The 21,564-nt window shown below is 58.9% G+C and carries 13 protein-coding genes and 2 tRNA genes; 9 read left to right on the top strand and 6 right to left on the bottom strand.

Annotated elements, in window-relative coordinates; translation table 11 throughout:
* Positions 1-11: 11 nt before the first annotated feature.
* A complete protein-coding gene (locus tag VY732_RS02655) occupies positions 12-1,301 on the top strand; it encodes an adenylosuccinate synthase (protein WP_007915835.1) in 1,290 nt (429 codons plus the stop codon).
* Between the two features lie 140 nt (positions 1,302-1,441).
* On the top strand, positions 1,442-3,376 hold the full coding sequence (locus VY732_RS02660; protein ID WP_212620514.1) for a methyl-accepting chemotaxis protein: 1,935 nt from the start codon (positions 1,442-1,444) through the stop codon (positions 3,374-3,376).
* Positions 3,377-3,467: 91 nt separating this feature from the next.
* Here the strand turns inward: VY732_RS02660 and VY732_RS02665 are convergent, their stop codons facing one another.
* From VY732_RS02665 to VY732_RS02680, 4 genes are all read right to left on the bottom strand, one after another.
* Positions 3,468-5,033: an ABC transporter permease gene (locus VY732_RS02665; protein WP_116031913.1), complete on the bottom strand. Its 1,566-nt coding sequence runs from the start codon at positions 5,031-5,033 to the stop codon at positions 3,468-3,470.
* Complete coding sequence (locus VY732_RS02670; protein WP_038360376.1) at positions 5,033-6,043, bottom strand: extracellular solute-binding protein; 1,011 nt, start codon at positions 6,041-6,043, stop codon at positions 5,033-5,035. Before VY732_RS02670 ends, VY732_RS02665 begins: the two co-directional genes overlap by 1 nt.
* A 191-nt stretch (positions 6,044-6,234) precedes the next feature.
* Positions 6,235-6,321: transfer RNA gene (locus VY732_RS02675), tRNA-Leu, on the bottom strand.
* Between the two features lie 180 nt (positions 6,322-6,501).
* Positions 6,502-6,588, bottom strand: a tRNA-Leu gene (locus tag VY732_RS02680).
* 225 nt (positions 6,589-6,813) lie between these two features.
* On the opposite strand from VY732_RS02680, the gene rnr reads away from it, so the two are divergent.
* The 7 genes from rnr to dnaB all read left to right on the top strand — a co-directional run bounded on the left by rnr (position 6,814) and on the right by dnaB (position 14,108).
* A complete protein-coding gene (gene rnr / locus VY732_RS02685) occupies positions 6,814-9,444 on the top strand; it encodes a ribonuclease R (RefSeq protein ID WP_331693749.1) in 2,631 nt (876 codons plus the stop codon).
* A complete protein-coding gene (rlmB, locus tag VY732_RS02690) occupies positions 9,441-10,208 on the top strand; it encodes a 23S rRNA (guanosine(2251)-2'-O)-methyltransferase RlmB (RefSeq protein ID WP_007915843.1) in 768 nt (255 codons plus the stop codon). The genes rnr and rlmB overlap by 4 nt, the downstream gene beginning before the upstream one ends.
* Positions 10,209-10,514: 306 nt before the next feature.
* Positions 10,515-10,934 (top strand): 30S ribosomal protein S6, encoded by a 420-nt coding sequence (gene rpsF / locus VY732_RS02695; protein WP_007915844.1) that lies wholly within the window; start codon positions 10,515-10,517, stop codon positions 10,932-10,934.
* Positions 10,935-10,963: 29 nt separating this feature from the next.
* Positions 10,964-11,194 carry a 30S ribosomal protein S18 gene (rpsR, locus tag VY732_RS02700; protein ID WP_002551829.1) on the top strand — a complete coding sequence of 77 codons (231 nt, stop codon included), beginning with the start codon at positions 10,964-10,966 and terminating at the stop codon, positions 11,192-11,194.
* Positions 11,195-11,230: 36 nt separating this feature from the next.
* A complete protein-coding gene (locus tag VY732_RS02705; RefSeq protein ID WP_016983782.1) occupies positions 11,231-12,124 on the top strand; it encodes a hypothetical protein in 894 nt (297 codons plus the stop codon).
* 19 nt (positions 12,125-12,143) lie between these two features.
* Positions 12,144-12,590, top strand: a complete 447-nt coding sequence (rplI, locus tag VY732_RS02710) for a 50S ribosomal protein L9 (protein ID WP_003186385.1) — start codon at positions 12,144-12,146, stop codon at positions 12,588-12,590.
* 120 nt (positions 12,591-12,710) lie between these two features.
* Positions 12,711-14,108 (top strand): replicative DNA helicase, encoded by a 1,398-nt coding sequence (dnaB, locus tag VY732_RS02715; protein WP_008078305.1) that lies wholly within the window; start codon positions 12,711-12,713, stop codon positions 14,106-14,108.
* 42 nt (positions 14,109-14,150) lie between these two features.
* On the opposite strand, the gene VY732_RS02720 is transcribed toward dnaB, so the two are convergent.
* Together VY732_RS02720 and VY732_RS02725 are read right to left on the bottom strand one after the other, a co-directional pair.
* Positions 14,151-18,572, bottom strand: a complete 4,422-nt coding sequence (locus VY732_RS02720; protein ID WP_331694012.1) for an NEL-type E3 ubiquitin ligase domain-containing protein — start codon at positions 18,570-18,572, stop codon at positions 14,151-14,153.
* A 347-nt stretch (positions 18,573-18,919) separates the two neighbouring features.
* Positions 18,920-21,517, bottom strand: a complete 2,598-nt coding sequence (locus tag VY732_RS02725) for a hypothetical protein (RefSeq protein ID WP_331694013.1) — start codon at positions 21,515-21,517, stop codon at positions 18,920-18,922.
* Positions 21,518-21,564: the final 47 nt, after the last annotated feature.

Here is a 21,564-nt window from a genome sequence, read left to right on the forward strand (position 1 = left end):
GGACAAGTGTTATGGGTAAGAATGTCGTAGTCCTGGGCACCCAATGGGGTGATGAGGGCAAAGGCAAGATCGTTGATCTGCTGACCGAACATGCTGCAGCCGTAGTGCGCTACCAAGGTGGCCACAACGCTGGCCACACACTGGTGATCGACGGCGAGAAAACCGTCCTGCACCTGATCCCGTCGGGCGTGCTGCGCGAAGGCGTGCAGTGCCTGATCGGCAACGGCGTGGTGGTTGCACCAGACGCCCTGCTGCGCGAGATCACCAAGCTGGAAGAGAAAGGCGTACCGGTGCGCGAGCGTCTGCGTATCAGCCCGTCCTGCCCGCTGATCCTGTCCTTCCACGTGGCGCTGGACCAGGCCCGTGAAAAGGCCCGTGGCGAGCTGAAGATCGGTACCACCGGTCGCGGCATCGGCCCGGCGTACGAAGACAAGGTTGCGCGTCGTGGCCTGCGTGTTGGCGACCTGCTGAACATGCCGCGCTTCGAAGACAAGCTGCGTGAACTGGTGGATTACCACAACTTCATGCTGGTTGGTTACTACAAAGAGCCGGCCATCGAGTTCGAAAAGACCCTGGCCGAGTGCAAGGAATACGCTGAGCTGCTGAAGCCGCTGATGCTCGACGTGACGGCTGAGCTGCACGACCTGCGTCGTGCCGGCAAAGACATCATGTTCGAAGGCGCCCAGGGTTCTTTACTCGACATCGACCACGGTACCTACCCGTACGTGACCAGCTCCAACACCACCGCGGGTGGCGTGGCGACCGGTTCGGGCGTTGGCCCGATGTTCCTGGATTACATCCTGGGCATCACCAAGGCTTACACCACTCGCGTTGGTTCGGGCCCGTTCCCGACTGAGCTGTTCGACGACGTCGGTGCGCACCTGGCCAAGCAAGGTCACGAGTTCGGTGCGACCACCGGCCGTGCCCGTCGTTGCGGCTGGTTCGACGCCGTTATCCTGCGTCGCGCGATCGATGTGAACAGCATCTCGGGTATCTGCCTGACCAAGCTGGACGTGCTCGACGGTCTGGAAACCATCAACATCTGCGTCGGCTACAAAGACGCCGAAGGCAATGCCGTTGCGCCGACCGACGCCGACAGCTACGTAGGCCTGCAGCCTGTGTACGAAGAAGTGCCGGGCTGGACCGAATCGACCGTGGGTGCCAAAACCCTGGAAGAGCTGCCAGCTAACGCTCGTGCCTACATCAAGCGCGTTGAAGAGTTGATCGGCGCGCCGATCGACATTATTTCGACGGGCCCGGACCGCAACGAAACCATCGTTCTGCGTCATCCGTTTGCTTGATAAGTCGTTGATGTAAAAACACAAAGGCCCCTTCATCGGGGCCTTTGTCGTTTATGCCTGTTGGACGGCATGACCTTTGCTGTGAATCTGTCTACAAGAGTGCCATCAAATTAATGGCGTCAGAAGTAGAGGTATTCACAGTGTCGGCCGTTCTCTCACTGTTACAAAGCCGTTTGTTGCGGCCCGTGTTCGTTACCCTTGGTATCGCCCTTTTGGTGCAAGTGTTGGTGGCGGTCGCCCTGACGCGGAGCACCGTCACGGCGCTGGAAGCAGATTTGGCGGTGCGCCTCGGCGCCGACAGCCAGAAACTCTCCGGCGAGCTGGAGCAAGCCGGGCGTGAAGTCACCTCGAGCCTCGATGCTTTGTCTGCCAGTACCCGTCAGCGGCTGACTGCCGGCCTGTCTTCGCGACTGAAAGACGAGCAGGCGCAATTGCGTGCGACGCTGGAAAAGGATCTAAAGGATTCGGCCAATGACATGGCGCAGTTGCTCGCCTCGGTGGCGCCGCGTGCCATGTGGGACAGCGACGTGCCGACCCTGTCCGAGTTCGCCCGGCGGGCCCAGCGCAATCCCAACGTGCTGTTTGTGGTGTACGACGATGCCACCGGTCAGCACCTGACCCGTTATCTCAACCGCGAAAACCCGATCAACAAGGCCCTGTTGGAAAAAGGCCAGGGCGAGCGTGCGCTGGATAAAGTGCTGGATGCGGCGAAAAACGATCCATCGGTTTACTACCTTGAGGCATCGATCAATCCCAATGGCGTGGAAATCGGCAAAGTGCTGATGGGTGTGTCCACGGCCTCGGTGGAAACCGATCTGGCGGCACTGGACAAGCGCTTCTCGGCGTTGATCGCCAGCAGTGATCAGTTGGTCGGCGACAGCCTCAAGGGCGCCGCAGCGGACAGCGCCAAAGCCATGCAGGCGCGCCTGCAATCGGCGCAGTCCACCGCGACCGAGATGAAATCCAATACTGCCAATACCGTTCAGGAAGCAGCAGCAACCTTGCGCTGGCGTATTGGCCTGGGCCTGGCGCTGGTCGGTTGCGGCGTGCTGCTGTTGCTCGCGGTCGTGCTCGGCCATCGCGTGGTCAATCGGCTGAAGATGCTCAACGCCGCGATGGATGATCTGGCGGCGGGCGAGGGCGACCTGACCAAGCGAGTACAGATCAACAGCAAGGATGAAATCGGCGACATGGCTTCGGCGGTCAATCGCTTTGTGGATAAGTTGCAGCCGATCGTGCGCGAGGCGGGCGATGTTGCGCAGCGCACCGGCGTGGAAATCGGCGCGATGACGCTGCGCAATGCCGGTGCGGATGCAGCGGCAGGTATGCAGCGTGATGAAGTAGCGGAGAGCCTGCGCGCGCTATCGCAGATGGCCGATGAGGCGCAATCGGAAAGCCACGCGATGCAGGCGGCGTTGAAGCAAGTGGTGGATATTCGTCAGGCTACTGATGAAAACACCCGCACCTCCGCCAAGGTCGGTGGCTTGATCGAGGCGCTGGCCGGGCAGGTCGATACCGGGGCGAAAGTCATCGAACGACTGGCGCAGCAGAGCGAGCAGATTGAAGTGGTGCTGACGGTGATTCACGGGATCGCCGAGCAGACCAACTTGCTCGCATTGAACGCCGCTATCGAGGCGGCACGTGCCGGCGAAACCGGGCGCGGCTTTGCGGTTGTGGCCGACGAGGTGCGGGCGCTGGCGAGCAAGACGCAAAGCTCCACCGGCGATATTCAGGCGCACATCGTCGCGTTGCAGCAGGGCGCGCGTGAGGCGGTCGAGGCAATCGGTCAGGCCGGGCGCCAGGCCAGCGAAGGTTTGCTGGTGTTGCGCGACAGTGCGCGGTTGCAGCAATCGGTGCAGGCGTCGGTCGAGCAGGTGCATGCGGCGATTGGTCTGGCGACGCAGGCGGCTGCGCATCAGGCGCAAGGTGCGCAGGCAGTGCGTGGGCGAGTCGAAACGATTCATGCACAGGCCGAGAAAGCGGCGCAGGCGGTGGTGGAAACCACGGCGAGTGGCAAGGTGCTGGATGGTTTGGCGGCGCAGCTCAAGGCCAGCCTGGGGCAGTTCCGGGCTTGATGTTGTCTGGGCGGGCCTCTTCGCGAGCAGGCTCGCTCTTACAGGGGAAACGCATTCCAATGTAGGAGTGAGCCTGCTCGCGATAGCTGTTTCAGCGGCTCAGATACATCCGCGTCGTCAGTAAATAAACCGGCAATCCCGATACCAAAATCAACAACGCCGCATAAGGCGCCGCCGCCGCAAACTCGACATTCGCGGTATGCGCCCAAACCTCAGTCGCCAGCGTATTAAGCCCGGTCGGACTCAGCAACAACGTCGCCGTCAATTCCTTCATCGCATCCAGAAACACCAGGGCAAACGCCGCGCCCAATGCCGGGAAGATGATCGGCAGCGTCACCCGACAAAACGCCGTAAACGATGAAGCGCCCAGCGTACGCGCAGCCTCTTCCAGCTGCGGCGCAGCCTTGTTCAGCGCCGTACGAATCGGCGCCTGCGCCAGCGGTAAAAACAGCAGCGCATAAGCAATCAGCAACAACCCGGAAGTCTGGTACAGCGCCGGCACGTAATGCAGGGCGAAATACACCAGCGTCAACGCGATCACCAATCCTGGCAGTGCATGCAGCAGATACGGCAAGCGCTCGGCCCAAATTGCCAGTTGGCCTTTGTAACGCACCACCAGCAAGCCGACCGGCACGGCCAGCACCAGGCACAGCGCCGCACCGCCAAGAGAAAGCGCCAAAGACGAGAGCAGGGCTTCAGTAATCGCGGCCACCGGAAAAGCCGCCGACGAACCGACCGCCAGCCAATACGCCAGCATCCCCAGTGGAATCCCGCTGCCAACCACCGCCAGCATCAGGCAGTACAACTGGCCGACCGCTGCCCATGGTCCGAGTCGAACCTGTTCAGCCTGACGCGCCGCGCCTTGTCCGGTGCGCACATGCCGGCCTTTGCCGCGTACGCGCAGCTCCAGCCACAGCAACACCAGGCACAGCGCCAGCAATACGGCTGACAGCATCGCCGCGTTGGCGTTGCTGAATTCCAGTTCGAATTGCTGATAGATCGCGGTGGTGAAGGTTTGCAGGCCGATGATCGACAGCGCGCCGAACTCCACCAGCATGTGCAAGGCAATCAGCAACGAACCAGCCAATAGCGATGGCCAGAGCAAAGGTAAGGTGACACGGAAAAACACGCCCCAGCGATTCTGCCCGAGGGTGCGGGCCGATTCTTCAAGGGACGGATCGAGATTGCGCAGCGTCGCCGCCACCGGCAGGAAGATCAGCGGGTACTTCGACAGGCTCATCACCAGAATCGCCCCGCCGAGCCCTTCGAACTGCGCGCTCAAAGAGACCCAGGTGAAACTGCTGACAAATGCTGGTACTGCGAACGGCAGGCACAGAATCACGCCCCACAAGCGTCGCCCCGGCAAGTTGCTGCGCTCCAGCAGCCAGGCCAGCGACAGGCCGATCACGCCGCACGTGAGGGTTACGCCAACCATCAAGGCCAAGGTGTTGCGCAGCAGGCCGAATACATACGGGCGCCACAGCAAATGCAGCGCCTCGGCCCAGCCGGCCTGCCAGGCTTTGAGTCCGACATAGGCCAGCGGCAACAGGCTCAGTACCACCAACAACAACACCGGCAGCACCAGCCAGATAGACGGCCGCTTGCGCTTTGGTACGTAACCCCCGCGCGCGGCGGGGGCGGATAACGATGCGGTCATCAGTTCAAGCCAACTTCGCGTTCCAGCTCCAGTGCTTCTTCGGCATTGCCCAGATCGGCTGGCGTGACGTTCGGGGCTTCCAGTTCGCTGAACGGCTTGAGTCCGCGATCCGATTCCATGCCTTTGTGCAGCGGATACTCGGCGGTGGTCTGAGTGATCACGCGCTGGCCTTCTTCGCTGGCCATGTAGGCGAGGAATTGCTGGGCTTCTTTTGGATGTTTGCTGGATTTCAGCACGGCAGCGCTGGATACAGTGATCAAGCCGCCGACGTCGCCGCCGGTGAAGTAATGCAGTTTCGAATCCAGTTTGCCTTTCTCGCGCTGCAGGGCGAACCAGTAGTAGTTGTTCACCAGCACGGTAGCGACTTCGCCGTTTTCCACGGCTTTGAGGGCGACCATGTTGTTGCTGTAGGTCTTGCCGAACGCGCGCAGGCCGGTCAGCCATTCTTCGGCGGCATCGCGACCGTGCATCTTGATAATGGCCACGGCTTGTTCCTGGAAGGCGCCGCTGGTCGGTACGAAACCGACTTTGCCTTGCCATTGCGGATCGGAGAATTCCATCACCGATTTCGGCAGGTCTTTTTCATCGACCAGTTTCGGGTTGTAAGCGACCACGCGAACGCGGGCAGTCACGCCGATCCAAGTACCGTTACCGGCCACATATTTTTCCGGAAGCACGGCGAGCGTGGCGTCATCGGTCTTGGCCAGCAGGCCCAGTTCGCCGAGATTGTTCAGCGGCGGCGACTCTTCGGTGTAGATCACGTCGGCAGGGGAGCGGTCGCCTTCTTCGATGATCTGGCTGGCGAGCTGATTGCTGCTGCCTTTGCGCACGTTGACGTGAATGCCGGTCTTGGCTTCGAAGGCTTTGGCGATCGCGTCGCCGACTTCCTTGTGCTGGCCGTTGTAGAGAGTCAGGGAAACCGCGTCGGCAGCCTGGGTGAGGGGAGTGGCGAGCGCCAGGCCGAGGAGGGTGAAGGTCAAGCCTCGGCGCAGGGTATTTCGAAACGTCATTCGCAGGGTTCCTCACTGTCACATTGCAAAAACTTGCAACAATGATAAACGATATTGTTTCTCAAGTGCGCCTTGCGGTCGGGCTGGCGTTTTGATAGGCGGAGTGGTGATGGATTTCTGCAAGCCAGAAACGCAAAAACCCGCTTTCGCGGGTTTCTGTGAAATCCAAGGTCGTAACCTTGAATTTGAATTGGTGCCCAGAAGAAGACTCGAACTTCCACGACCGTAAGGTCACCAGCACCTGAAGCTGGCGTGTCTACCAATTTCACCATCTGGGCAATCATCGCTAGCGTTGCCGCTGTTGATGTGGCGCACTATACGGAGCGCCTTTTGATCTGTAAACCCCTGATTTAATTTTAATAAATCAGTTTTAAGAAAACCCGGGCTTAGAATGCAAAAAACCCGCTTTCGCGGGTTTTGTGTGAGCCCTGAAACTGATCTAGTCTCAAACTCGAAATTGGTGCCCAGAAGAAGACTCGAACTTCCACGACCGTAAGGTCACCAGCACCTGAAGCTGGCGTGTCTACCAATTTCACCATCTGGGCAGTATCGGCAACGCTGTGCGTCGTCGATGGCGCGCACTATACGGAGCGTCTTTTTAACTGTAAACCCCTGTCAGCAAAAAATATGATTTTTTTTACCAGCGGTGGTCAAAACGGCGTTCAGGGGTCGATACAAGGCCTCAGTTGGGCCTTATATAGTCGGAAATTTCCCGTTTCATGGCGCCTATGCCAAACTAACCCGCATATAGACAAGGTGAAAACTCTCTAATGGCCGATTGGCAGTCCCTCGATCCCGAGGCCGCTCGTGAAGCGGAAAAATACGAAAACCCTATTCCTAGCCGCGAACTGATCCTGGCGCACCTCGCCGATCGGGGTTCGCCTGCTGCCCGCGAGCAACTGGTCGAAGAGTTTGGTCTGACCACAGAAGACCAGATCGAAGCCCTGCGCCGCCGTCTGCGCGCCATGGAGCGCGACGCTCAATTGATCTACACCCGCCGTGGCACTTACGCGCCGGTCGACAAGCTCGACCTGATCCTCGGCCGTATCAGCGGTCACCGTGACGGTTTCGGCTTCCTGGTGCCGGACGACGGCAGCGATGACCTGTTCATGAGCCCGGCGCAAATGCGTCTGGTGTTCGATGGCGACCGTGCACTGGCGCGTGTTTCCGGTCTCGACCGTCGCGGTCGCCGTGAAGGCGTGATCGTCGAAGTGGTATCGCGTGCTCACGAAACCATCGTTGGCCGCTACTTTGAAGAAGGCGGTATCGGCTTCGTCGTCGCCGACAACCCGAAGATTCAGCAAGAAGTGCTGGTGACGCCGGGCCGCAACGCCAACGCGCAGATCGGTCAGTTCGTCGAGGTGAAAATCACCCACTGGCCGACGCCGCGCTTCCAGCCGCAAGGCGATGTGGTCGAAGTGGTCGGCAACTACATGGCGCCGGGCATGGAAATCGATGTCGCCCTGCGCACCTACGACATTCCGCACGTCTGGCCTGAAGCCGTTCTGAAAGAAGCCGCCAAGCTGAAGCCGGAAGTCGAAGAAAAAGACAAAGAGAAGCGCGTCGACCTGCGCCATCTGCCGTTCGTCACCATCGACGGCGAAGATGCCCGCGACTTCGACGATGCGGTTTATTGCGAAGCCAAACCGGGCAAGCTGCGCCTGTTCTCCGGCGGCTGGAAGTTGTACGTGGCGATTGCCGACGTTTCCAGCTACGTGAAGATCGGTTCGGCGCTGGATAACGAAGCGCAAGTGCGCGGCAACTCCGTGTACTTCCCGGAACGCGTCGTACCAATGCTGCCTGAGCAACTGTCCAACGGCCTGTGCTCGCTGAACCCGCACGTCGATCGTCTGGCCATGGTTTGCGAGATGACCATCTCCAAGTCCGGCGAGATGACCGACTACTGCTTCTATGAGGCGGTGATCCACTCCCACGCTCGTCTGACTTACAACAAAGTCAGCGCGATGCTGGAAACGCCGAAAATCACCGAGGCGCGTCAGCTGCGCGGTGAGTACAACGATGTTCTGCCGCACCTCAAGCAGCTTTATGCGCTGTACAAGGTTCTGCTGGCTGCCCGTCACGTCCGTGGCGCGATCGATTTTGAAACGCAGGAAACCCGAATCATCTTCGGTACCGAGCGCAAGATTGCCGAAATCCGCCCGACTACCCGTAACGACGCGCACAAGCTGATCGAGGAATGCATGCTGGCGGCCAACGTGGCCACCGCCGAATTCCTCAAGAAGCACGAAATCCCTGCGCTGTACCGAGTCCACGACGGTCCGCCACCGGAGCGTCTGGAAAAGTTGCGTGCATTCCTTGGCGAGCTCGGTCTGTCCCTGCACAAAGGCAAGGACGGCCCGTCGCCGAAGGACTACCAGGCCTTGCTGGCGAGCATCAAGGATCGTCCGGATTTCCACCTGATCCAGACCGTGATGCTGCGTTCGCTGAGTCAAGCGGTGTACAGCGCTGACAATCAGGGCCACTTCGGCCTGAATTACGAAGCCTATACCCACTTCACCTCGCCGATCCGTCGTTATCCGGACCTGCTGACGCACCGCGCGATCCGCAGCGTGATCCATTCGAAACAGGACACCCCGCACGTTCGCCGTGCCGGTGCGATGACCATTCCGAAGGCGCGCATTTACCCGTACGACGAAGCGGCATTGGAGCAACTCGGCGAGCAATGCTCGATGAGCGAGCGCCGTGCTGACGAAGCGACCCGCGACGTGGTGAACTGGCTCAAGTGCGAGTTCATGAAGGACCGCGTAGGCGAATCGTTCCCGGGCGTAATCACCGCGGTGACCGGTTTTGGCCTGTTCGTCGAGCTGACCGATATCTACGTCGAAGGCCTGGTGCACGTCACGGCGCTGCCGGGCGATTACTACCACTTCGATCCTGTGCATCACCGCCTGGCGGGCGAGCGCACCGGTCGCAGCTTCCGTCTCGGCGATACCGTTGAAGTGCGCGTGATGCGCGTTGACCTCGACGAGCGCAAGATCGATTTCGAGATGGCCGAAAAAACCATCAGCGCGCCGATCGGTCGGAAAAAGCGTGGCGCCGAAACCGCTGCGCCTGCTGCCAAGGTTTCGGAAGAAAAGGCTCCGGCAAAAACCGCTGGTCGTCGTCCGGCCAAGGAAAAGGCTGCCGAAGCCTATCGCCCTAGCGATGCCGTGGCGAAAAACGCCGAGCTGCGCAAAAGCCGTGAAATGAAGAAAGCGCTGCTTTCCGACGCGAAAAACGGTGGTAAAGCGGCGTCCGGGGGAAAGACCGGACGGTCGGCGCCTGAAAAGGCCTCCGGCGGCAAGCCAGCCAAACCGAGCAAACACCGTAAAGGCCCGCCAAAAGCGGGTTCTGCTCCAGCCAAAAGTGGCGGGGCACGTAAACCGAAGGCGAAGTCATGAGTCAGTTGGAAAAAATCTACGGCGTTCACGCGGTAGAAGCGTTGCTGCGTCACCACCCGAAACGCGTCAAGCAGATCTGGCTGGCGGAAAGCCGCAACGATCCGCGTGTGCAGACGCTGGTTGAATTGGCCAACGAGAATCGTGTTCAGGTCGGTCAGGCCGAGCGTCGCGAAATGGACGCTTGGGTTGAAGGCGTGCATCAGGGCGTGGTCGCGGAAGTCAGCCCGAGCCAGGTCTGGGGCGAAGCCATGCTCGACGAGCTGCTCGATCGCACTGAAGGTGCGCCGCTGTTGCTGGTGCTCGACGGCGTGACCGATCCGCACAACCTCGGTGCCTGCCTGCGTTCGGCCGATGCGGCCGGTGCGCTGGCGGTGATCGTGCCGAAAGACAAGTCGGCAACCTTGACGCCGGTCGTGCGTAAAGTCGCTTGCGGCGCGGCGGAAGTGATTCCGCTGGTGGCGGTAACCAACCTCGCGCGTACGCTGGAAAAGCTTCAGCAGCGCGGTCTGTGGATTGTCGGCACGGCAGGTGAGGCTGAAGTCAGCATTTACGACCAGGATCTGACTGGCCCGACCATTCTGATCATGGGCGCCGAAGGCAAAGGCATGCGTCGCCTGACACGTGAACACTGCGACTATCTGGTGAAGCTTCCGATGGCCGGTAGTGTCAGCAGTCTGAACGTGTCCGTGGCAACTGGCGTGTGCCTGTTCGAAGCGCAGCGTCAGCGCGGCGCCAAAGCCAAGGCTGCCACGAAGAAATCCTGATCTGCTGCAAATCCCCTGTAGGAGTGAGCCTGCTCGCGATAGCGGTGCAACATTCAGCATCAAAGTTGAATGTTACCCCCTCATCGCGAGCAGGCTCACTCCTACATTGTTTTGTGGGAAGGCGAAGATCGGTGATTGTTCAAATAATCACCAATTGCCTTGCACGTCCTCTATCCCTTCTCTACAATTGCGCCCCTTGCTGTGACGGCAGGCACGCATGTGCCCCGCGCCAGCAAGTCCATAAGTGTCATTCACTCCTTGTCTGACCGTTTTTGAGCGGCAGGCTACAACCCGTAAGGAGCATTCATGCGTCATTACGAAATCATCTTTTTGGTCCACCCGGATCAAAGCGAGCAAGTCGGCGGCATGGTTGAGCGTTACACCAAGCTGATCGAAGAAGACGGCGGCAAAATCCACCGTCTGGAAGATTGGGGCCGTCGTCAACTGGCCTACGCAATCAACAATGTTCACAAGGCTCACTACGTGATGCTGAACGTTGAGTGCACTGGCAAGGCCCTGGCCGAGCTGGAAGACAACTTCCGCTACAACGATGCAGTGATCCGTAACCTGGTCATCCGTCGCGACGAAGCCGTTACTGGCCAGTCCGAGATGCTCAAGGCTGAAGAAAACCGCAGTGAGCGCCGTGAGCGTCGCGATCGTCCTGAGCACGAAGGCGCTGAAAGCGCTGAAGGCGAAGAGAACGACAGCGATAACGCTGACGAGTAATCCACGGACCTTATTAAGGAGCCTATCAAATGGCACGTTTCTTCCGTCGTCGTAAATTCTGCCGTTTCACCGCTGAAGACGTGAAAGAGATCGATTACAAAGATCTCAACACTCTGAAAGCTTACGTATCCGAGACCGGCAAAATCGTTCCAAGCCGCATCACCGGTACCAAAGCTCGTTATCAGCGTCAGCTGGCCACCGCTATCAAGCGCGCCCGCTTCCTGGCCCTGCTGGCCTACACCGACAGCCACGGCCGCTGAGACCGGGCAGTCGACAAGTAGCAAAGGATTGAATGCATGCGTGCCTTAGCTGAGTTCATCATGCGAGGCCGTATGCAGGCCACTCTCGTGGTGGCCGGATGTGCAACATTGCCGTTGTTGTATTGGTTGGGCGCTGCCGCGGGGAGCCTTGTGCTGCTGCGGCGCGGACTGACGGACGCCCTGGGTGTTCTGTCTCTGGGGCTGCTGCCGGCATTGATCTGGTGGCTGTACGCCGATGACCCACGGGCACTTCTGGTGCTGCTGGGGTCTTCGGGACTTGCGTTGGTTTTGCGCGCAAGTGAGTCCTGGGTTCGCACGCTGCTGGTCAGCGTAGTGATTGGAGTGGTGTTTTCGGTGGTGCTCGGGGCTGCGTTTGCGGCCCAGATCGAGATGCTCGCGCAGGCCTTGATAAAGGTCATGCCAGCGCTTCTCGGTGAGACCTACAAGCAATTGTCGGTCGATGAGCAAGCGCGTTTCGCGTCCCTGATTGCACCGGTCCTGACCGGACTGATTGCGGCTTTGTTGCAAATCGTCAGCGTGCTGAGCCTGATTGTCGGGCGGCATTGGCAGGCGTTGTTGTACAACCCGGGTGGTTTTGGTCGCGAGTTTCGCGCCATCCGGATCCCGCTGGGGCCGGCGATGTTACTGCTGGCGTTGATGCTTCTGGGCCCGAATCTCGGTGCACAGATGGCCATGTTGACGCCGTTGTGCAGTGTACCGCTGGTGTTCGCCGGACTTGCCCTGATTCACGGGCTGGTCGGGCAGAAGCGACTGGCCGGTTTCTGGCTGGTGGGGTTGTACGTCACGCTGCTGCTGTTCATGCAGCTGATCTATCCGTTGCTCGTGGTCCTGGCCATTGTCGACAGCCTGATTGATTTTCGCGGTCGTCACGTGTCGAAAGACACCGATAACGCGAACGGTGAAGGTTAAAAGTTAAGAGGATTTCCACATGCAACTGATCCTTCTGGAAAAAATCGCCAACCTGGGCAACCTGGGCGACAAAGTAAACGTTAAGGCCGGTTACGGCCGTAACTACCTGCTGCCTTTCGGCAAAGCTACCGCTGCGACCGCTGCCAACCTGGCTGCGTTCGAAGAGCGTCGTGCTGAGCTGGAAAAAGCTGCCGCAGACCGTAAAGCATCGGCTGAAAGCCGTGCTGCCCAACTGGCCGAGCTGGAAGTGACCATCACTGCCACCGCTGGCGACGAAGGCAAGCTGTTCGGTTCGATCGGTACTCACGACATCGCTGACGCACTGACCGCCTCCGGCGTTGAAGTTGCGAAAAGCGAAGTTCGTCTGCCGAACGGCACCATCCGCAACGTGGGTGAATTCGACGTGGCTGTGCACCTGCACGCCGAAGTTGAAGCCACCGTACGCGTTGTCGTGGTAGCAGCTTAAGTAACACCTGATCGGCTGGCGGCTTGTCCGTCAGACGGTTAACATCGGGCACGATCCTGTTTACAGGTCGTGCCCTTTGTCTTTCTGAACTCCCTGTTTTTCCAAACAACACAAGTGGCCATGAACGATATCTCCGCTCCCGAGCAATACGATCTGCAAACCGCTGCCCTGAAGGTGCCGCCGCATTCCATCGAGGCCGAACAGGCTGTACTCGGTGGTCTGATGCTGGACAACAACGCCTGGGAACGCGTGCTCGATCAAGTCTCCGACGGCGATTTCTATCGACATGACCACCGCCTGATCTTCCGTGCGATCGCCAAACTGGCTGATCAGAACTCCCCGATCGACGTCGTGACCCTTGCCGAGCAATTGGACAAGGAAGGTCAGACCTCGCAAGTCGGCGGCCTCGGTTACCTCGGCGAACTGGCGAAAAACACGCCATCCGTCGCCAACATCAAGGCCTATGCGCAGATCGTCCGCCAGCGTGCGACGTTGCGCCAACTGATCGGCATCAGCACCGAGATCGCCGACAGCGCCTTCAACCCGGAAGGCCGCACCGCCGAGGAAATTCTCGACGAAGCGGAGCGGCAGATCTTCGCGATTGCCGAGGCCCGCCCGAAAACCGGCGGCCCGGTGGGCGTGAATGACTTGCTGACCAAGGCCATCGACCGCATCGACACCTTGTTCAACACTGACAACGCCATCACCGGCCTGTCTACCGGTTACACCGACCTCGACGAGAAAACCAGCGGCCTGCAACCGGCCGACCTGATCATCGTCGCCGGTCGTCCGTCGATGGGTAAAACCACCTTCGCGATGAACCTGGTGGAAAACGCCGTACTGCGCAGCGATAAAGCGGTTCTGGTGTATTCGCTCGAGATGCCAGGTGAATCGCTGGTCATGCGTATGCTCTCCTCGCTAGGCCGCATCGACCAGACCAAGGTGCGTTCCGGTCAGTTGGAGGATGACGACTGGCCGCGCCTGACCTCGGCAGTCAACCTGCTCAATGACCGCAAGCTGTTCATCGACGACACTGCCGGTATCAGCCCTTCGGAAATGCGTGCGCGTACCCGGCGTCTGGCGCGTGAACACGGTGAGATCGGCCTGATCATGATCGACTACCTGCAACTGATGCAGATTCCGGGTTCCGGCGGCGACAACCGAACCAACGAGATTTCTGAAATCTCGCGTTCCTTGAAAGCGCTGGCCAAGGAATTCAATTGCCCGGTGGTGGCGCTGTCTCAGCTCAACCGTTCCCTCGAGCAACGGCCGAACAAACGTCCAATCAACTCCGACCTCCGGGAATCCGGAGCGATCGAGCAGGACGCCGACGTGATCATGTTCGTCTACCGCGACGAGGTGTATCACCCGGAAACCGAACACAAGGGCATCGCCGAAATCATCATCGGCAAGCAGCGTAACGGCCCGATCGGTTTTATCCGTCTGGCGTTTATCGGCAAGTACACCCGCTTCGAAAACCTTGCGCCGGGCAGTTACAACTTCGACGACGACGAGTGATAGCAGGCCGAAATCATTCGGCCTGCTATCACGCTGTATCGATTACACCGTTGCGCCGCTCGGTCGCGGAGTTTCATCTGCAGGCGTGACGTTGGCAGAAGACGCCTCGATGGTTGTTCGAGGCTGCAGTTCCTGACGCGTCAGCGTCTGAATCAAAGTCGCTTCGACAATCGCCAGTTGCGCGGTCACATCATCGGTTTGTGAATTGTATTGAGCCTCGCTCAGCAGGCGTTGCGCCGCCTGACCGTCCAGAACCTCCTGACGGTCCTGAAACGGCTGACGGCTCGCATCGAATTGCGCCTGGTATTTGTGAGTGATGAAGTCTTGCCAGAAATCCATCGATACCAGCGCCTGAAACTCTTCGGGCGAATCATTCAATGCGATGACTTTTCGATAGGCCACATCCAGCATGGCTGGAGTCACGCCGGCCATACCGATAAACGAGAGTGTCTGCGGCTGAAACGGCAGTTGCAGCCGATCCTTGAGGCCAAAGCGGTAGGCCATGGTCATTTCATGGGGGTCGCGTATGCGCAGGCCAAGGCTGTTTCGCAGCTCCAGGGATGTCGCCGGATCGTCGATGATTGCCCTGCTCGAGGCGATCTCTGCCGCCGCAAAATCGTCAACGTGCTTCAGACGAAACAAGCCTTTGGACAATTCCACCAATGGCGCGCCATTCATATCCTGACCGGCCTGCACGCGAGCCTTGTGAGTCATGGCCAGTACTTGCAGGTCGGTGAAGGTCGCTGCGGCGAGATCAGTGCAGCCGGCTTCGCACGCGCGATCGAACAGCTCCCTGCGCAAGGTTCGCGACTGCGCAGTGTCCCCGGTGATGACATCGATCACGGCCCAGGCCTGGCGCCGGAAATCGGCATGGTGGACGCGGCTCGCCAGAATGTTGAAGAAACCGTCCGAACCTTCCTGCTCGCGTAACATGCGCCATTGAGCTTTTCTGGCGGTTTCTTGATCGACGGTTAATCCTGCAGTCCATCGCGGATCCGGCTCCATGGCGTCTCTTGCAATGGGGCGTCGTGCAACGGTGGCAGACGTCGAGATCAGGTTGGGTGTTCGGTTCAGTGGCGTGCCGACTAACCTCAGTCGCTCGCCATAGGTTCGCAACTGCAGGCGGCTGGCGTCCGACAACGGATTGTTGCTCACCAGAGTGCCACTGTTGACCTGAACCGAATGCGCCAGGCGCTCCAGGGTCAGTGGAATGACAAAGTCAGGAATCGTGGTGATCTGATTGTGACTCAGATCGATTCCGGTCAGTAATGGCTGATCAAACAGACCGGTCGGCCATTGGCTGATACCCGTTCTCGCCAGATTGACTTCGCGCATATCGGTGATCTGGCTGAAATCCGGTATCACGCCGAGTTGCGGGTTGTTGTCTATCCAGAGTGCCCTGAGCGTTGTGCGCCCGGCCAGTATCCGCGCTGTTTCTGCATTGAGCTCCAGTTGATTGTGTTGCAAAAACAGGCGCGTCATCCCATGCATTTCGCCCACGGCCGGGGGCAAGTCCCTGAGCCGGTTGTTCGACATGTCCAGCCAGCGCACATGGCGAAAACGGGTGAGAAAACCTTCCGGAGATGCGGTCAGGTTCATGCCGCTCAACCGCAGTGAGCCAACATGGCTGAAGTCTATGCTCAGGTCTGGCAGGGTCGGCAATGTCAGGCCGCTCAAGTCGAGTTCCAGACCGATTGGCGTGCCGTCGAAAGCGTGCTTCTGCTCCGTTTCACGCCGCCAGCAACTGATGATCCGATCCCGCGCTGAGTTGCGTTCATTGCGGGTTGTAGCGTTGATTTGCAACTGATTGGCACGCACGTAACGCAGGCGATTGCCGCCTCCGGAAAAGACCCAATCGTCGAGCTGACTTTTCAGCAACTCGAACTCTTGTTCCAGCGCGAGCAAGCGTGGTGCAACGGTGCCGCTGGCTTGATTCCAGATAAATTCCCTGCACTCTTTGATGCTCTTGGTCGGATACAGGTTTCGATAACGCTGCGCCCTCGAGTTCTCGCTATCGAATACCGCGGGATTGGCTGGCTCCAGCAGTTCAGGATGAGACTCTTTCAAGCGTCGCCAGTAGGTGTCGAATTTTCTCCAGTAAGCGGAGGGAAAGTCGTTGCCCTCAAGCAGCGTGACATTGTTGATTCGCGCGACGATTGAAAGTGTCTCGGGTGCCGGGTTGAGGTTCGCCTGGGGGACTTCGCTCAAGCGATTGTCGCGCAGGTCCAGGCTGGTCAAACCGGCTTTGTCCAGTAGTCCGGCCGGCCACTGACGGATGCCGGTGTTTTTCAGATTCAAGACCTGCAACCCGGACATGGCGCTGAAGTCGGGCACTGTGCGCAACTGATTGCTGGACAGATCGATCTGTTTCAACTGGTGTAATCCGCTCAGCGCCAAAGCGCTTTGATCATCCAGTTTTATCAGGTTCGAACTCAGGTTCAAATGGGTGAGTTTGTCCATCTCGGCTATTTTGTTCGGCAATTTATCAATGCCGGACCGGATGATGGTCAGGCTTTCCAGGTTCGGGCAGTTGGACAGAAGCGTATTAGCGGTGTCGGACCAGATAACCGAATCGAGAGTGAGCGATTTGACGTGACTGAAATCCACGGTCAGCAAGGGCAGCGGGCCGTATATCGGTGGCAGTTTCAGGATGCCCTCCGATTCGCCCAGCCAGCAGCCTCTGATGATTCTTGCCAGGCGGGTTGCGTTGATTCTTTCCGGGCCCTTGATTCTGGCAGGGCCGGGCTGACTGTCGGCTATGTAGGCTTGCAGTTGCGTTTCCAACAAATCGAAACCGGCAATGCGTTGAGCTATCTGACTTTCGGCGCCATCGCCCAGGCCGATCAGATACTCCCTGGCGGCTTGCGGATCTTTGTCCGGGTACATGCGCCGCACCATCGCAACTTCAGGAATGTCTCCATCCAGTCTGAATGCGTCGGCCCGAGAGCCGGTGCGCATTGCCGGATAATCGGCCACCACACGCCGCCAATACACTTCGAGCGATCGCCAATAACCGTTAGGGAAGGGGTTGCCTTCTATCAGCGTAACCGCGTTGATACGGGCGATGGCCAAGAGCTGATCGCTTGGCGGGTTGAGGATCGTCTGCGGAATTTCGCGCAGTTGGTTGTTGCGCAAGTCGACCAGCTCCAGCGCCACCTGCTCGTGTAAACCGCTGGGCCAGTGATCCAGTCGGGTGTTGTTCAGGTTTAATGACCGAAGTTGCGACATGCCACTGAAGTCAGGTGTTTTACCAACCGGATTGCTCGATAGATCGAGGTTCTCGAGCTGGTTGAGCGCACCCGGTTTCACCGCTGTATGTTCATTCAGCTCAATGCGATTGGAGTTCAGATCCAGAGTCTTGAGAGCGGACATCTGTGCGATACCCGGCGGCAGCTTGTCCAGGGTGGAGTGGGTCACCGCCAGTTTTTCCAGGTTGGGGAAACTGCCAAGGAAGGTGTCGGCGGTGTCCGACCAGGCAACTGCGGTTAGCTCCAGCGTGCGTACATGGCTGAAATCAGCCGTCAGGGGCGCGAGGATCGCATCCCCCAGATCCAGTTTCAGCGTCGTCCCGGTCTGCCGTTTCCAGCAGCGCTTTATTTCTTCGACGGCACGCTCCACGGAGGGGTGTGCAGGTTCGGTGGGCGACTCTGAGGACGTCTTCTTGATCCAGGCTGCAAGGTCTGCCTTGAGCGACTTGTATTTGGCTTCTCGCTGGTCCAGATAATTGCGCACGTCATCCCCCTGTGAGCGCAGAAGCTGAGTGATCTCCTCTTTCTTGAGGTCTGGAAACAGTCTCCCCGCGCGGGACTCGGGTGTGCGCAAGCGATTGATCGCCGTCGCAAAACGTTGCAGCAGATTTGGCTGGGCGGGGCTGCCTGACTCGCTGCGGAACATCCCGCCGGCACCACCGACCTCGGTTCCCAGCCAGCCTTCGTGAGCATCGAAAATTATCGGTTCCGACCGTCCCGGACGCGTTGCGATATAAGTATTGGTGCTGTCGCCGGCAACCGGATCTTGCGCACGGACAATACGCATCACCGGAGTCGATGGGGTCGAGGCATCGATGTCGTGCAGTACCTGATAGGTGTGGTTGTCGATCACCGCATAGAGTTTGCCGTTGAAGCGGTGGAGTCCATCGTTGCCGCGTTGCACGCCGCTGAAGTCCAGTTGCGTACGGAAGGCCTCCAGGCGGGTGGGCGACAACGGCACGCCGATCGGCTCGAACTGCTCCAATTCATGCCAGATACCTGAGCTGGATTCACGCAGCAGTACCGGGCCCGAGGGTCTGGACTCACTGGGCAGTCTGGCTCGATACAGTCCGGTTTGCGGATCATTGCCAACCAGTACGGTGCCACCGGGCACATCAGCGTATTGGCGACCCTTGTGCGTTCTCAAGCCGTCTGCGTTGCGATCCGACAAACCGGTGGCGGATGGAACCCAGTAATGCTCCAGGGAATCACTCACGGAGCGCGGAGTTTCAATCGACCCCGTGGGTGGATGAACCGTGATGGTCGGTGCCGGCTCTATCGCATCGAGGTCAGCTTGCGTCCCCGATCTGCCGGGTCGTGGCGAATGGCCTCCCGGCGTCGGGATCTCGACATCTGTGCGCAATGGCAGGTCGAGGCGCGAAGTGTCGATGTCTGGCAAAGGGGTTTGTCGAACGGAGGTATTTGCGGAATGGTTGCCTTTGGGAGGCGATTTAACGGGCATGTCTTTCTATCCTTGTAGAGTTTGCACATCGGCTCGCATAGACAGGAACTGATGGCAGGGGCGGCGTCATTGCCTGGTTGATCGTGTAAGCCCAATACCCTTCACTCGGGTTTGGGGGGCACGGCAGCGGGGCTGGCCAGTGCAAATATTTTTGTCGCGGTCTTGCCGTCGAAGGTCTGCCGCCAGATGGCCACGTGCGGTAGGCCGGCCTGTTCATCGCGGCGCTGAGACTCGATGCCGCGTCTACTCTGTGCGAGCGTTTTGAGGTGACCCCCTCTTGTCTTGAAATTCAGGGGCAGAGTGTCGTGTTGGTCATAGTGGAAATGGGCTTCCCACAAGGGTGTGTCGTCGGCACGGTCACGGAGCGAATAGACGTCGAGAAACGACTTGCTTTCGCCTTTGCCCAACTGCTTGCGGTCAACGGTCTTGCTCACATTGAGCTCGTCGGCGTCCATCAAATAGTTCACGCGCATGATGTCGAGCTCGTGCTTGTTTTTGTACATGCGCACCAGAACGCTTTGGCCTTGAGTGGTCAGTAAATTAGCCGCGGTTCGCAGGCGTGCAGTCAGGTCGAAGATTTCGCCTTCATCGGGGACGGCTTCGAGGCTTTGCAGGCGTCTTGCCTGCTCGGCCAGGCTTTCCGACGCTTTATCCAGGTCGTCCAGTATCTCGCTCGGATTGGTGTTTTTTGTCTCATCCATCCTGGCCTTGGCAACGTGTTGTTCGACTTCTGCCAGCAACTGTCTGGCCTCGGCGATAAGTTGTGGCCGGGGTGTTCGAGTAATGGGCGAGCGCACACGCAACCATTCGCCTTGTCTTTTTTCGTAGCGCGCAGAGGGAGAGTCGGGGCGCAGTGGATCGGGTACCTTGACGATGACGTTGCCGTCCTGAGTCGTTTCCATGTCCCCGACCAGTACCCGGTAAGTGCCATGCTGACGGACACGGAAAACTTTCCTCGGCGGTACCGGGCGAGCATTTTCGGAAGGGTCGGGCTGCGGTGGAACAAAATCGAAATCGATGTCGTGGTTGACGCTTGGCAGCGCGGTGTTGCGATCAAACGAGTCAAGAATTTCGCTTAGCCTGTTTTCGATGCGCTTCTCGAATGGACCGATCAGGTTGAGAATTTCCCTGATGTAGTCGGTCCTGGAAGCATCGGTGGCCGCCAGTTGCATTTCAAAGCGGGACTTGTCTGTCCTTATCTGATCAAGGGTTAACAACAACGCCATCGGGTGATCGCGCTGCGGAACGTTTTTCAAATCGCCGGTGATCAAGTCGATGGACGCAAGCGAGGGCATGGTTGTATTGGGCGCATGGTCGGGCGTACCCGCAAACAAGTGAACGAAGAGCGTCAACTTGTTGAAGTTGATGCGCTCGGCCGATGGCACTTGCTGCCTGATTTCTTCGAGTGTCGGGACCGCTCCGGGATCGGCTTTTCTGATTTCAGCCATGACCACTTCCCGCTCCTCGATAAACCGGAGTTTCTTGTTCAGGTGGGGGATGATCTTCTTGCAGCTGTCGGCGTCGAGTCTTGAGACCGTGGGCTTGACCCTCAGGTCCATGGCCGCCATGAGCCGGTTCAGAAACTCCGCACGTTCTATCCGGAAGGTGTGCAATTCCTGCTTGAACAGCCCGCTTGCTTTCGCGTGGATCAGCCAGTTCTTGTTGAGAAGAAGCGACTCCACGAAGTCCGCTTGCTTGTGAATGTGCTTGAGCAGATTCACTTCAACGTTGAGCAGCCTCGCGTTTCTCTGCGCACTGCCCTCCGGCAATTCTCTGGCCTCAGCCCACAGGTAGTTATGACGGTCAGACGAACGTTTCAGCTCCGCATGGGCCTGCTGAAAAGGCTCATACATCTGCAACAGAACCTCTTTGCTTAACCGGGCAATCTCCGCGTCCTGGATGCCACCCTTCAGGGGGGGCAAATGATAGACCCAACGGTTTGTCTCATCGCGCCGGACAGTTCGCGTTTCGCCGATGCGGCTGGCCCGGTAGATGTTCGCGCTGTCGATTGCCACGGGGTCTTTCGGGTTGACGATACGCCACACTTTTTGTGTCGAGGTGGAGGCGCTCACGTCGTGCATGACCTGATAAACATGATTGTCGATGGTCAGGTACAACCGGCCTTCGTGGCGAAATACGCCTTCGCCGTCGGCCCTGGTGCCTGTGACGTCCGGATTCGTGCGAAGCGTCTGCAGGTGAGTATCGAACCCGGCAACGGCGTCACCGTCATTGAGCGAATGCCAGAGACCGCTGTCGGCGTCGCGCAGCAATAGCGGCCCTGATGCAATCCGTTCGACGGCGAGTCGGGCGCGGTAGAGGCCCGTCTGCGGGTCTACGCCGACCATAACGATGCCGTCGTAGGCCACATCGACATATGCGCGTCCCTTGAGCATCCTCAAGCCTTCAGGATTGGCCGGCGGCATACGATCAGGTACCGCGAGCCAGTAATGCTCCAGCGGTTGAGGCCCTGGTGTACCGGTTTTGTCTGGTGTCGAGTGCGCGATGACGACGGTTGACGGTCTGATCGCGTCGAGGCTGGCCATGCTGTGGGGGGTGACCGGTCGCGTCTGGGAACCGAGAGCAAACGACGATTTCAGTGTCGTACGCGCTTCTTGCCCGGTATGACCGTGCAGCGGTGCATCCGGACGAGAAGGACCGTCGGCATGGGTGGTGCCCTTGACGGTTTTTTTGGGAGCCATGTTTTTCATCCTTGAAAAAAATCCCTCAGCCCCTGGTTCGGGGAGAG

Source organism: Pseudomonas sp. ZY71 (assembly GCF_036542145.1).
Lineage (GTDB): Bacteria > Pseudomonadota > Gammaproteobacteria > Pseudomonadales > Pseudomonadaceae > Aquipseudomonas > Aquipseudomonas koreensis_A.